Raw genomic sequence first — 12,679 nt, 5'->3', positions numbered from 1 at the left:
TGCGAACCGGTTAACCTTCGGGAATGACCGAAGGACGCCTCGTGCTGGCAGCCACCCCGCTCGGAGACGTCCGCGACGCTTCGCCGCGCCTGTCCGAAGCCCTCGCGACGGCCGGCGTGATCGCCGCGGAGGACACCCGGCGCCTGCGCTCCCTCACCGCCGCCCTCGGCGTTTCGCCGACCGGCCGCGTGGTCAGCTTCTACGAGGACGTCGAGACCGCTCGCCTGCCGAAACTGCTCGAATCGCTCCAGTCGGGGGAGACGGTGGTCTTGGTGACCGACGCCGGCATGCCGAGTGTCTCGGATCCCGGCTTCCGGCTGGTGGCGGCCTGTGTGGAGGCGGAGGTTCCGGTGACCTGCCTGCCCGGCCCGTCCGCGGTGACCACGGCGCTCGCGTTGTCCGGCCTGCCGTGCGACCGTTTCTGTTTCGAAGGGTTCGCCCCGCGCAAGCCCGGTGAACGCGCGAAATGGCTCGGTTCGCTGAAGGACGAGCCCCGCACGGCAGTGTTTTTCGAATCTCCGCATCGCCTCGCCAGCACGCTCGCCGACGCCGCCGAGGTCCTGGGCCCCGACCGCCGAGCGGCCGTGTGCCGCGAACTGACCAAAACCTACGAAGAGGTCAAACGCGGCAATCTGCCGGAGCTGGCCGCCTGGGCCGCCGGCGGGGTCAAGGGTGAGATCACCGTCGTTCTCTCGGGGGCGCCGCCGCGTTCGGTGAGCGTCGAGGACCTGGTCTCGGAAGTCTCGTCGCGGGTCGCGGCCGGCGAACGCCTCAAGTCCGCCGCCGCCGAAGTCGCCGAAGCGACAGGTGTGTCGAAGAAGGAACTGTACGACGCCGTGCTCGCGTCGCGTAAAAACTAGGAGAGCAAGGCCTTCACGGCCGCATACGCCTTCGCGGCATCGGGTTCCGCGCCGGTGATGACGTCGGTGTAGATGAACGACTCGCCGATCCGCACCAGCAGGTAGGCCAGGTCCTCGACCGGCAGTGGCGGGGTGAGTCGTCCGGCCGCGACCTCTTCGTCCAGGAACTCGCGCATTTTCGCGATCGCGCGACTCTGCACCACGCTGGCCTTCGTCGTCAGGATCCGCAGCGCCCGCTCGGGCTCGTTGCGCAGGAACTCCCGGAACGGTTTCGAACCGTTCACGGTCCGGACGAAGGTGCCGACGAGCTCGGCGATCCCTTCCGTGCCGCGTCCGAGTTCGCCCGAAGCGCGTGCTTCGAATACTTTCACGGTCATCGACCACAGGATCTCGCCGAGCAACTGATCCCGGCCGCCGACCCAGCGGTGCAGGGTGGCGCGGCTGATCCCCAGCTCGCCCGCGAGGTCGCCCATGTCCACCCGGCGCCCTTCCAGGAACCGGGCGCGCGCGAGCGTGAACGCGCGCAGAGCGTCCGGGCGCGGCGAAGTCAACTGGCGTTCGAGTGCGGTTTCGATGAGTGAAACATATCACGGCATGTCTCAAGGGTGAGACATATGCAAGAATGTCTCATCTCGAAGAGGAGGATGCGGATGCGCGCAGTACAGGTGACCGAATTCGGCGGACCCGAGGTGCTCAACCTCGTCGACCTGCCCGATCCCGTCCCCGGCCCGGGTCAGCTGCTGGTAAAGGTCGACCGGATCGGCGTCAACTACGCCGACACGCATCAGGCCGAGAACTCCTACCTCGCGCCGAGCGAGCTCCCGCTCGTGCCCGGTGGCGAGGTCGTCGGCCGTGCCGCCGACGGCAAGCGTGTCGTCGCGCTGCTCAACGGAGGCGGCGGCTACGCCGAGCGCGCGGTGGCCGACGAGGTCACCAGTTTCGCGGTGCCCGACGGCGTCGATGACCTGACCGCGCTGTCCTTCATCGTCCAGGGCACCACCGCCTCACTCCTGCTGCGCAAGACCGCCCACCTCGAACCCGGCGAATCCGTCGTCGTGCACGCGGCCGCGGGCGGGGTCGGCTCCATCGCCGTGCAGCTCGCGAAAGCCTGGGGAGCGAGCCGGGTCATCGCGACCGCCAGCAGCGACGAGAAGCGCGCCCTCGCCCTCGAGCTCGGAGCCGACGTCGCCATCGATTCGCGCGCCGAAAACATGACCGACGCGCTTCGCGAGGCGAACGGTGGCAAGCGTGTCGACATCGTGCTCGACATGACCGGCGGCATCGTCACGGACCAGAGCATCGCCGCCCTCGCGCCGTTCGGCCGCCTCGCGTTCTACGGTATGGCCAGCCGCGAGCAGCCGAAGCCGATCGAGGCCCGCAACCTCCTCGGGCACAGCACCACCGTGTCCGGCATGTGGCTCCCGCACGTCTTCAAACTCCCCGGAAACGTTTTCGGCCGCGCGCTCGACGAGCTTTTCGAGCTGGCCCTCGCGGGCCGGGTCCGTGCCGTCGCTGGTGGCGAGTACGCGCTGTCCGACGCACGCGCCGCCCACGAGGCCCTGCGCTCGCGCGGCACGATGGGCAAGCTCCTGCTGGACCCCGCCAAGTAGCTCAACCGAGCAGGCCCTCCAGCGGAGCGGATTTGTGCAGGCATTCCTGCCATTCCGCTTCGCTGTCGGAGTCGGCGGTGATCCCGCCGCCGACTCCCAGCTCGATCGTGCCTTCGTGGATTTCGAAGGTTCTGATCGCGACATTCAGTTCCAGCCCGGCGATCGGCGAAGCGAGTCCGATCGCGCCCGTGTAGACGCCGCGCGCGGCAGGCTCCAGCTCGGCGATCAGATCCAGCGCCCGGATCTTCGGCGCCCCCGTCACCGAACCCGGCGGGAAGGTGGCCGCGAGCAAGGCCGCGTCGTCGACACCGTCGGCGAGCGATCCCTCCACAGTGGACTCCAGATGCCAGACGCCCGGCGCGGGCCGGACCGCGAGCAGTTCGGGGACACGCACCGTGCCGGTGGCGCATACCCGGCCGAGATCGTTGCGGACGAGATCGGTGATCATCACGTTCTCGGCGACGTCCTTGGTGGATTCCCGCAGCCGCTGCGCGAGGTGCTCGTCGGAAGCGTCCCTCCGTGGCAGCGTGCCCTTGATCGGCGTCGACCGGACATGATGTCCGCGCCTGGCAAGGAAAAGTTCCGGGGAGAACGAGACGACCGAGCCCCAGTCGCCGGCGAGGAACGCCGCTCGGCGGGCTCCGAGTCGACGAGCGCCTTCGGCGAACAACGCGATCGGATCGCCGGTGAAGTCTCCGCTGAAGCGGGCGCAGATGTTCGCCTGGAACAGCTCGCCGGCTTCGATCGCGTGCACACACGCCTTGACGGCGTCATAGTGCTCCGACGGAAGCGGACGCGATAACGGGCCGGAACTCCAAGCCGGCGCATCGGGAGCCTCGGCGAGCGAGGATTCCACCGCGGCCACTTCGTCGACGGGATCCGGGGCGCCGTCGGGAACGAGGGCTTCGAACCACCACGAACCGTCCGCGTCCAGCCGCAGCACCCTGTCGACCCAGCCCCAGGCGGCCGGAGGAAGCGCGCCGGATCGGCCCGACGGATCGATCAGGTCATAGCCCAGGTAACCGAACCAGCCGCCTCCGACGGCGCCGGGCACCGCGTCACGAACGAAAGGCATCCGAGCGGGGATCGCGAACGCTTCGGCCACATCCCGGACCGGAGTCAAGGAAGCGCTCAGCGCGATGATCGCGCGCGAAGAGAACCACTCTCCGCAAAGCGCGGCAGGCGGCGCGAGACCGAGGTTCCTGGCGCGTACTCCGAGAACCGCCAGTGCCCGTTCGGGCCCGACGTCCGTCCGCAGCCTCCGGCACATCAACCGCACGCGACATTGTCACCGTTCGAGTGGCCGGAAACGCAACCCGCGTCCACCGGAAAGTGAGATCCGCGACCAAGCGGCTACAACACGCACATCCCTCGTCACGGAGTGGGCACTACAGAAGTACGTCCGTGAGCTTGAAGGGATAGACCACGGCGTCCTGCGCGATCGGTCCGTCCACACCGGGCAGTCCCGTGCCGAAACCGTGCTGGTGCAATCCCAGCCGCGAGTGGAACCAGCCGGGCCTTCCCGGGATTTCGTTATGCCTGACCAGCCACAACACCACTTCGCTGTCCGCCCACTTGTCCGGCCGCAAGCGGTTCGTCCAGCAGTCGAGCCCCGCGTACACGAGAACGCGTTCGACGCGCGCGGCGTGCCTGACATGTTTGATCCACGCCTTGATGAACCGGTCGTCGACGCTGGGCGCCTCCACTTCGAGCGCCGGCGCGAGCGAACCGGGTGCGAAGGCACCGAGCGCGCTCGCCGTCCGCACGAAATGCTCGGCCTGGTCGTGGACGGCGCCGGGCCGTGCGTAGTGCCGTGCGCCGGTGTGGATACCGGCGTCCTGCGCGCCGGCCAGATTGCGTTCCGCCACGACGTCCCGCCAGTTGGTGTTCTCGGTGACGGTGACCGACGCGAACCGGATGTCGGCACCGCGCACCGCCAGCCAGTCCGTCACCGTCTCGCGGTGGGACAGGGTGACGCCGTGCTCACCTTCCGGATCGATCGAACTCACCTGCCTCGAATTTCGCCCCAGTACGACCGAAAGGTCACCTTACGTCGGCGGAGCGACCGTAAGGTGACCTTTCGGTACAGCGTGTCTCAGGCGTTTTCGCGTTGGAACGTCCTCGCGCCCCACCAGATGGCCAGAACGGCCATGACCAGCACCACGACGCTCCCGGTGAACAACGCGTCCATCGAGAAGTCACCGCGGAAACTGTTCCGCTCGACATCCACCACGTGTCGGAACGGATTGAACCGGGAAATCGTGTACAGCCACTCCGGCGCCGAGCCCGCGGTGATCGGGATCAGGATTCCGGAAAGCAGCAGCAACGGCATGAGAACCGCGTTGAGCAAAGCCGGGAAGGTGTCTTCGCTCTTGAGGGTCAGCGCCAGCGCGTATGAGCACGACGCCAACGTGACCGACAGAAGGAAGACGATCACCAGGCTGAGCACGACGCCGCCGAACGGCGCGTTCAGGTCGAAGACCAGATACGCCAGCGCGATGATGAGCAACGCCTGGACGACCGTCTGCAGCGCGTTGGCGAGCACCTTGCCCAGCAACAACGCCACCCGGCTCACCGGCGTGACCCGCATCCGTTCGACCACGCCCGAACGGAACTCCGCGAGAAGCCCGAACCCGACGAAAGAGCTGCCGAACAGCGCGAGCTGCGCGATGATCGCCGGCGTGAAGATCATCCAGCCGTCCACATCGGACAGGCCTTGCGCGTTGAGCGCCTTCACCAGAAGCGGCCCGAAGAAGAACAAATAGAGAAGCGGCTGCATGATGCCGATGGCGAGCCACGTCGGGTTGCGCAACGCCGCGAGCATGTCACGGCGGAAGATCAACCAGGTGTCATGCAACATGGGTGGCCTCTTTTTCCGCGGCGTCGTCGATCGACGCGCCCTCTTCGGCGTCGCGCAGGCTCCGTCCCGTCAGGGTCAGGAAGACGTCGTCGAGCGTCGGCCGGTGCACCTGCATGGACGTCATCGCGATGCCACGCGCGTCCAGCGCCCGCAGCAATTCGGGCATCGCGGTGTCCCCGCGCGGCACCCGGAAACGCACGGTGCCGTCGGAAACGGTCATCTCGTGCGCTCCTTCGAGACGGCCCGCGATCTCCGCGGTCTCCGCCGCCGATGCCGGTGAGACGCCGATCACGACACTGTCACCGGAAACCCTCGCCTTCAACGAGTCCGGTGTTCCTTCGGCGACGATCTTCCCGTCGTCGATGACGATCAGCCGGTCCGAGAGCGCGTCGGCCTCGTCCAGATAGTGCGTCGTCAAGAAGACCGTGACTCCCTGCTCGTCGCGCAGCCTGCGGATGTGGTCCCACAGGTTCGCCCGGCTCTGCGGGTCGAGTCCCGTCGACGGTTCGTCGAGGAAGACGAGACCGGGTGAGTGGATGAGCCCTAGCGCGATGTCGAGCCGGCGGCGCTGCCCGCCCGACAGGGTCGCGGTCGTGCGCTGGTCGAGTCCGGCCAGGTCCAGCTGTTCGGCGAGGACGGCCCCGCGCGCGAGCGCGTCCGCCTTGCTCATCCGGTACAGCCTGCCTTGGAACTCGATCTCCTCGACGACCTTGCTCGCCGGCGCGGTGCCGCCGCCTTGGGCGACGTAGCCGATTCGCCTGCGCACCCCCAGCGGGTCGGTGAGCAGGTCACAGCCGCCGACCGTCGCTTCGCCCGCGGTGGGCTTGAGGAGCGTCGTCAGCATGCGCAGGGTCGTGGTCTTCCCGGCGCCGTTCGGTCCGAGGAAGCCGACCAGTTCTCCGGCCGACACGTCGAGATCGACGCCTTTGACGGCGTGGACCTCGCCCCCATTGCGGCCCTTGCGGCGGAAACGCCGCTCAAGGCCGCGTGCCTTGATCATGTCTACCCCTTTCCGACCTCAGCTAGTCAAGTTTGACTAGCTGACGGGACTGTGCCCTAGAAGTCGTTCCGTAGTCAAATTTGATTACCGGGGCGGTGCGCCGAACACCGAGTCCTCATCGCCTTCGCCCGCCATCACGTACTCGCCGGCTTCGAGACGGCCGATCAGATCCCGCATCCACGTCACGTTCGCTTCCGCGTGCGCGCTCCACAGGCGGTACAGCTCGCTCACGTGGGGCGGTTTGCCCAGGTCGACGGCGTGTTCGCGGGCGTAATGAGTCGACTGGGCGTGTGCTTCCATATTCGCCAGTTGCTGTTTCAGGAGGGCCAGGACCTGCGCGCGGGGCAACGTCGGCATGAACGTGACCGCCGCCGACAGCGAGTACCCGGTCGCGTCGTCGCTCGACAACGCCCTGCCGAGCTGCACGAGGAACTCGGTCTCGCCGTCTTCGGTCAGCCTGTACGCGGTCCGGTCGGGCCCGCCGCCCGCCTCGACGTCCTCGACCTGTTCCAAGAGGCCTTCGGTGGTCATCTTCTTCAACGCGTGATAAATCGAACCGGGCTGGACATTGCCCCACTTGTCGGCCGCCCACGAGAGAAGTTCGCGTCGGACCTGGTAGCCGTGCGCCTTCCCGTACATGCGCACGACACCCAGCACCAGCAGACGCGTGGCGGACACCGAGGCCTCCGATCCTCTCCCGGACAACAATGCCTTGGACGACGTCCGTAGGCTAAACAAGCATGAGCACCCCAGTGTTGACTGCGGTGGCCTGGCCCTACGCCAACGGCCCCCGCCACATCGGCCACGTGTCCGGATTCGGCGTCCCGTCCGACGTCTTCTCCCGCTACCAGCGAATGGCCGGCAACCGGGTGCTCATGGTGTCCGGCACCGACGAACACGGCACCCCGATCACCGTCCAGGCCGACAAGGAAGGCATGACCTCCCAGCAGACGGCCGACAAGTACACCCGTCAGATCGGCCAGGACCTGCAGGGACTCGGTCTCACCTACGACCTGTTCACCCGCACCACCACGGGTAACCACGCCGAGGTCACGCAGCAGATCTTCCTCGCGCTGCACCGCAACGGCTACGTCGTCCCGAAGACGACCCGGGGCGCGATCAGCCCGTCGACCGGCCGCACCCTGCCCGACCGCTACATCGAGGGCACGTGCCCGATCTGCGGTTACGACGGCGCGCGCGGCGACCAATGCGACAACTGCGGCAACCAGCTCGACGCCGCCGAGCTGATCAACCCGAAGTCGCGGATCAACGGTGAAACGCCGAAATTCGTCGAGACCGAGCACTACTTCCTCGACCTGACGGCGTTCGTCGAAACCTTGGGCAAGTGGCTGTCCAGCAAGACCGACTGGCGCCCGAACGTCCTCAATTTCACGAAGAACCTGATCGACGACATGCGGCCGCGGCCGATCACCCGCGATCTCGACTGGGGCGTGAAGATCCCGCTGGACGACTGGCGCGACCAGCCGCTCAAGCGCTTCTACGTCTGGTTCGACGCGGTCATCGGCTATTTCTCGGCGAGCGTCGAGTGGGCACGCCGCTCCGGCAACCCGGACGCCTGGCAGGAGTGGTGGAACAACCCGGACGCCCGTTCCTACTACTTCATGGGCAAGGACAACATCACCTTCCACGCCCAGATCTGGCCTGCACTGCTCTTCGGTCACAACGGCGAGGGTGATCGCGGTGGGGCGGCGGGCAAGTACGGCAAGCTGCACCTGCCCGACGAGATCGTTTCCAGCGAGTTCCTCACGATGAGCGGCTCGAAGTTCTCGACTTCGCGTGGCACGGTCATCTACGTCCACGACTTCCTGCGAGAGTTCGGCCCGGACGCGCTCCGGTACTTCATCTCGGTCGCGGGTCCCGAGACCCAGGACACCGACTTCACCTGGGACGAATTCGTCCGCCGGACCAACTTCGAGCTGGCCAACGAGTGGGGCAACCTCGTCAACCGGTCCATTTCCATGGCCCACAAGAACGTCGGAGCCATTCCGCGTCCTGACGCCCCCACGGCCGCCGACGAGGAGCTCAAGGAGCTCTCCCGCAAGGCGTTCGACACCGCCGGCGCCCATCTGCAGCGGTCCCGGTTCAAGGCGGCGGCCAGCGAGGCCATGCGCGTTGTGACCGCCGCGAACCGGTACCTCTCGGATCAGGAACCCTGGAAACTCAAGGACGACCCGGCTCGCCGCGACAGTGTCCTGCACACCGCCCTGCAGGTCGTCTCGGACGCCAACACGTTGCTGACCCCCTTCCTGCCCCACTCGGCGCAGAAGGTGCACGAGGCACTCGGCGGCACCGGTGTCTGGGCGGCCCAGCCCGAACTGCGGGAAGTCGAGGACCTCGACATCCCCGGCCGGATCAACCCCATTATCACCGGGGACTACAAGGCCGAGCAGGCGCGCTGGAAGTCCGTGCCGATCGAGGTCGGCAAGCCGCTGGAGAAGCCGTCCCCGTTGTTCGCCAAGCTGGACCCGGAACTCGGCGAGACCGGTCCCGAATGGGCGCCGATCTCGAAATGACCAGCTGATGGGTGCGGAGAAGAAAGAGTTGCCGCCGATCCCGGACCGGTTGCCGGTTTCGGTGGTGGACGCGCATACCCACCTCGACGCGTGCGGCGCGGTCACCGCGGCTGATGTGACAGCCATGGTCGACCGCGCCGAACGCGCCGGTGTTTCGCGGGTGATCACCGTCGCGGACGATCTCGCGTCCGCTCGCTGGGCCGCGCAAGCGTCCACTTGGGACACTCGGGTCTGGGCCGCCGTCGCGATCCATCCCACGCGTACCAAGGAATTCGGCGAGGCCGAGAAATCCGAAGTGGAGAGTCTCGCGAAAGAGTCCAGGGTGGTCGCGGTCGGGGAGACCGGCCTCGACTACTACTGGGACTACTCGCCGCACGACGCGCAACAGGACGCCTTCCGATGGCACATCGATCTCGCCAAGCGGATCGGCAAACCGCTGATGATCCATGATCGAGACGCCCACGACGACGTCCTCCGGATCCTCGAGGAAGAGGGTGCGCCCGACCAGGTCGTCTTCCACTGTTTTTCGGGGGACGAGCACATCGCGCGCCGGTGCGTCGACGCGGGATATGTCCTCTCGTTCGCGGGAACGGTCAGTTTCCGCAACGCCCGCGGTCTCCACGAGGCGGCACGGATCGTGCCGGCGGACCAGTACCTCGTCGAAACGGACGCGCCGTTCCTGACCCCGCATCCGTTCCGGGGGCGGCCGAACGAGCCCTACTGCGCCGCCTACACGGTTCGCCATCTCGCCTCGCTCAGAGGCGAGGCGGTGCACGAGGTGGCCGAATCGGTGCGGGTGACCGCTGAGCGGGTCTTCGGTTTGCTCACAGTCACCGCCGGTTAAACGGATTGCGACATTAGTGATCAACAATGGTCCACTCTGATGAGTGACCAACGTCACGACACTCCGGGTGGTGTTTGCGCAACCCAGTGAGGTTCGTTACTGTCCCGTGATCGTGCCGGTCGGTACCGCTCATGCGGTTTCCGGCTGTTACGCCCACAGTCACGTCAGTGCACGTCGGGGAAGCGGAAACAGGAGAGGTACGGCCTGGAACCGTGACGATGGCGCTGGCTGCGGGTGTCGGACTTCTAGAGGTGTGCCGAAGTGCGCATCGAGACGAAGGACGTAGTGGAGTGGTTGTCGAGCTCCTCGACGTCTTGGGAAAGGGAACGACCCAGTGACTGGTAGCAGTAGGCAGGATGGCTCGCGCCTCGGCGCAGAGACGAACACCTTCGCTTCCTCCGGTTCGGTTGCCGTGCTCGACCGCGACACTCAGTACGGCGAGCTGGACTACTCCGACGATCCGCGCATCACGCATCAGGACGTCCTGGCCGCACTCGGCCCCGACGCCGACACGCTGATGGCCGAGATCGACGTCGACGTCGACGAGCTGGTCCGGCTCATCAGCGCCGAGACCACCATGCTCCCGCCGATCGTCATCCCGGACGAGATGGCCGCAGACCGCACCGCGGGCGCGCCGATGAAGGCCGCGACCAAGGACGAGGTCATTTCGAGCGCGACCCGCGTCTGGAAGAAGCGGTTCCTCAAGGGAACCGTCATGGCGGTGCTGCTCACCCTCGGCGGTGGCGGCGCGGCCGCGATGGCGATGAACAAGAGCGTCACGCTCGACATCGACGGTAAGCAGCAGACCGTCCACAGCTTCGGTGACACGGTCGGCGAAGTCCTCGAAGACGCCGGCCTTTCGGTCGGCGCGCACGACTCGCTCTCGCCCTCGCCCCAAGCGGAGGTGGGCGACGGCGGCGTCATCAAGCTGGAGCGCGGCCGCAAGCTCAACCTGATCGTCGACGGCGCACCGCAGCAGGAGTCCTGGGTCCGCGCGACCAACCTCGGCGAAGCGCTGAACCAGCTCGGTCGAGCCGACCTCGCCAAGGCCGGCACCTGGACGTCGCTCCCGCAGAACGGTGAGCTGCCGCTCGAAGGCGCCACCGTCGAGGTCAAGACCCTCAAAAACGTCACGGTCTACGACGGCGCGAACGAACCGCGCAAGGTTCAGACCAACTCGGTGACCACCAAGGAATTCCTCGGTGAGCTCCGGATGTCCCTCGGCCCGGACGACGAGGCCATCGGTGGTCTCGACGTCAAGCTGGTCGACGGCGCCGAGGTCCACATCAGCCGGACCGGCGTCACCATGGTCAAGCAGAACGAGGAAATCGCGCCGCCCGAGCAGAAGGTCGACGACCCGGGGCTCGAAAAGGGCAAGACCAAGGTCGAAGACCCGGGCACCCCTGGCCAGAAGACCGTGACCTACAAGGTCACCAACCGCAACGGCAAAGAGGTCAGCCGCGAGAAGGTCTCGGAAGAGGTCATCACCGAGGCCAAGCCCAAGATCGTCAAGGTCGGTACGAAGAAGCCCGCCGATCCGGTCATCGGGGACGCCGGCGCCTGGGACCGCATCGCGCAGTGCGAGTCGACCGGCAACTGGTCCGCCAACACCGGCAACGGCTACTACGGCGGCCTGCAGTTCAACAAGAGCACCTGGGATGCCTACGGTGGCGATCAGTACGCCGCGTACCCGCACCAGGCCAGCAAGGCCCAGCAGATCGCTGTCGCCGAGAAGCTCCGTGACGATCGCGGTGGCTACGGCGCTTGGCCGCACTGTGGCAAGAAGGCCTGACCGTCGAATAATTCTCCTTTCCTGAAGGTCATCGTGTGGGTTCCGCCCCGCACGGTGGCCTTCAGGCCGTTAAGGGCTCCTGCGGCGGCGTAGCGCCTCCAGATCTCGGTCTCGACAGTCGTGCCCACCATCGCGGAGGCCGTATATGAGCCACGTTCCGGGATCGTTCGGCCGGGTTGCCCTGCCGCGCGGCTCCGTCGCCACGGTGTGGGCTTTGGTGGCCCTGAGGCCGCGCCTGGGACGGTTTGGGGTGACTTGCAGGGTCCTCGGCCGGCTCCGCGGGCGGAGGCTGCTCGGTGACCCGCTCCGACGCCTGTCGGGGCGACGGGATGTCCGGACTGCTTTCCGCGAGATCGACGATCTCCGCGAGAGCGTCACCGCGTCTTTCCGCCGGCGTGCGATCGTCGGCTTCTCCATTCGGAGCCGGATACGCCCGAGGCACCAGAAGCGCGTTCAGGCGGGCGCCTGTTTCGGGGTCGAGGTTGCCACGCAGGTCCCAACGACCGGTGCGCTTCTGCCGCAACCAGAACTCGCTTCGCTGAAGTTTCGGACTGGGATCGTCTTTGGGGTTCCCGTCCGGGTCGAGACGGGCGAGCAGCTCCGTCCCCGCCACCGTGACGTCGCGCGGTCTGGCGACGCCGGCGAGCTCGACCAAGCCTTTCTCGGCCTCGTGCCGCGTGCTGGCGGCGATGTGGGCGGGTAGGCGCTTCATGACGGTGACGATCCGGTCGATGCCGGCCTCGGCCAGCGCGCCGGTGGATGCCGCGGTACCGGTCAAAGGCGCGACGGGGTCGATCGACGTGCCGTCGCGCGTCCGTCTCGAATTGAGCGCGAGCGCTCGAGCGGTCACCTTCTGGGCCTCCGCTCGAGGCACCCGAGCGACATGTTCGTAAAAGACGGCGATCGAGTTGTATCCGTAGAGGTCACGGACACCGCGGGACTCGATCTCGGCCAGGATCTGGCCGACTTCGGCGATCAGACGTCGCCCTTCGCGTAGCCGTGTCTGCAACTCGTCGAGAAGCAGGTCGGCGTCACCTTCCGGCAGGTTGAGCGGGAAGGCCTTGGGAATGTTTGTGCTGGTCATCCCTCGATTGTCGAGGCAAATTCGAACGAATGCACGGTATCGATCGGGTGGATGATCATTACCCTCCGGGGGCGCCGACCTGCGCGTATCACACT

General features: G+C 66.9%; 12 protein-coding genes. 5 read left to right on the top strand and 7 right to left on the bottom strand.

Annotated elements, in window-relative coordinates; all coding sequences use genetic code 11:
- Positions 1–23 precede the first annotated feature (23 nt).
- Positions 24–860 (top strand): 16S rRNA (cytidine(1402)-2'-O)-methyltransferase, encoded by an 837-nt coding sequence (gene rsmI / locus ACZ6DT_RS21790; RefSeq protein WP_465598082.1) that lies wholly within the window; start codon positions 24–26, stop codon positions 858–860.
- Here rsmI and ACZ6DT_RS21785 read toward each other — a convergent pair.
- Positions 857–1,411 carry a QsdR family transcriptional regulator gene (locus tag ACZ6DT_RS21785; protein ID WP_465598079.1) on the bottom strand — a complete coding sequence of 185 codons (555 nt, stop codon included), beginning with the start codon at positions 1,409–1,411 and terminating at the stop codon, positions 857–859. The genes rsmI and ACZ6DT_RS21785 overlap by 4 nt on opposite strands.
- A gap of 99 nt (positions 1,412–1,510) precedes the next feature.
- Between ACZ6DT_RS21785 and ACZ6DT_RS21780 the strand changes: the two genes are divergently transcribed.
- Positions 1,511–2,470, top strand: a complete 960-nt coding sequence (locus ACZ6DT_RS21780; RefSeq protein ID WP_465598076.1) for a quinone oxidoreductase family protein — start codon at positions 1,511–1,513, stop codon at positions 2,468–2,470.
- 1 nt (position 2,471) lies between these two features.
- Here ACZ6DT_RS21780 and ACZ6DT_RS21775 read toward each other — a convergent pair whose 3' ends face one another.
- The 5 genes from ACZ6DT_RS21775 to ACZ6DT_RS21755 form a co-directional block, all read right to left on the bottom strand.
- On the bottom strand, positions 2,472–3,749 hold the full coding sequence (locus ACZ6DT_RS21775) for an aminodeoxychorismate synthase component I (RefSeq protein WP_465598074.1): 1,278 nt from the start codon (positions 3,747–3,749) through the stop codon (positions 2,472–2,474).
- A 109-nt stretch (positions 3,750–3,858) separates the two neighbouring features.
- Positions 3,859–4,479 (bottom strand): glycoside hydrolase family 25 protein, encoded by a 621-nt coding sequence (locus ACZ6DT_RS21770; protein WP_465598071.1) that lies wholly within the window; start codon positions 4,477–4,479, stop codon positions 3,859–3,861.
- Positions 4,480–4,565: 86 nt separating this feature from the next.
- Entirely contained in the window at positions 4,566–5,330 is a 765-nt protein-coding gene (locus ACZ6DT_RS21765) for an ABC transporter permease (RefSeq protein ID WP_465598068.1), read from the bottom strand.
- Positions 5,320–6,330: an ATP-binding cassette domain-containing protein gene (locus tag ACZ6DT_RS21760; RefSeq protein ID WP_465598065.1), complete on the bottom strand. Its 1,011-nt coding sequence runs from the start codon at positions 6,328–6,330 to the stop codon at positions 5,320–5,322. Before ACZ6DT_RS21760 ends, ACZ6DT_RS21765 begins: the two co-directional genes overlap by 11 nt.
- A gap of 84 nt (positions 6,331–6,414) precedes the next feature.
- Positions 6,415–7,008 (bottom strand): PadR family transcriptional regulator, encoded by a 594-nt coding sequence (locus ACZ6DT_RS21755; RefSeq protein WP_465598062.1) that lies wholly within the window; start codon positions 7,006–7,008, stop codon positions 6,415–6,417.
- 62 nt (positions 7,009–7,070) lie between these two features.
- On the opposite strand from ACZ6DT_RS21755, the gene metG reads away from it, so the two are divergent.
- The 3 genes from metG to ACZ6DT_RS21740 all read left to right on the top strand — a co-directional run bounded on the left by metG (position 7,071) and on the right by ACZ6DT_RS21740 (position 11,500).
- A complete protein-coding gene (gene metG, locus ACZ6DT_RS21750; protein ID WP_465598059.1) occupies positions 7,071–8,864 on the top strand; it encodes a methionine--tRNA ligase in 1,794 nt (597 codons plus the stop codon).
- A gap of 7 nt (positions 8,865–8,871) precedes the next feature.
- The gene (locus tag ACZ6DT_RS21745; RefSeq protein ID WP_465598056.1) at positions 8,872–9,708 is read left to right on the top strand and encodes a TatD family hydrolase; all 837 of its coding nucleotides are present in this window, start codon (positions 8,872–8,874) and stop codon (positions 9,706–9,708) included.
- Between the two features lie 412 nt (positions 9,709–10,120).
- Positions 10,121–11,500: a transglycosylase family protein gene (locus tag ACZ6DT_RS21740; protein WP_465598648.1), complete on the top strand. Its 1,380-nt coding sequence runs from the start codon at positions 10,121–10,123 to the stop codon at positions 11,498–11,500.
- A gap of 61 nt (positions 11,501–11,561) precedes the next feature.
- Here ACZ6DT_RS21740 and ACZ6DT_RS21735 read toward each other — a convergent pair whose 3' ends face one another.
- A complete protein-coding gene (locus tag ACZ6DT_RS21735; protein ID WP_465598053.1) occupies positions 11,562–12,584 on the bottom strand; it encodes a DUF222 domain-containing protein in 1,023 nt (340 codons plus the stop codon).
- Positions 12,585–12,679 lie beyond the last annotated feature (95 nt).

This window comes from Amycolatopsis sp. NPDC041971 (assembly GCF_055588925.1).
The sequence above is the reverse complement of the archived record's forward strand: the minus strand, read 5'-3'. Positions and strand labels throughout refer to the sequence as shown.

Excerpts from the sequence above, each read along its gene's own strand:
- rsmI (WP_465598082.1), top strand. The coding sequence starts at position 24 with ATGACCGAAGGACGCCTCGTGCTGGCAGCCACCCCGCTCGGAGACGTC.
- ACZ6DT_RS21780 (WP_465598076.1), top strand. The coding sequence starts at position 1,511 with ATGCGCGCAGTACAGGTGACCGAATTCGGCGGACCCGAGGTGCTCAAC.
- ACZ6DT_RS21765 (WP_465598068.1), bottom strand. The coding sequence starts at position 5,330 with ATGTTGCATGACACCTGGTTGATCTTCCGCCGTGACATGCTCGCGGCG.
- ACZ6DT_RS21760 (WP_465598065.1), bottom strand. The coding sequence starts at position 6,330 with ATGATCAAGGCACGCGGCCTTGAGCGGCGTTTCCGCCGCAAGGGCCGC.
- metG (WP_465598059.1), top strand. The coding sequence starts at position 7,071 with ATGAGCACCCCAGTGTTGACTGCGGTGGCCTGGCCCTACGCCAACGGC.
- ACZ6DT_RS21745 (WP_465598056.1), top strand. The coding sequence starts at position 8,872 with ATGGGTGCGGAGAAGAAAGAGTTGCCGCCGATCCCGGACCGGTTGCCG.
- ACZ6DT_RS21735 (WP_465598053.1), bottom strand. The coding sequence starts at position 12,584 with ATGACCAGCACAAACATTCCCAAGGCCTTCCCGCTCAACCTGCCGGAA.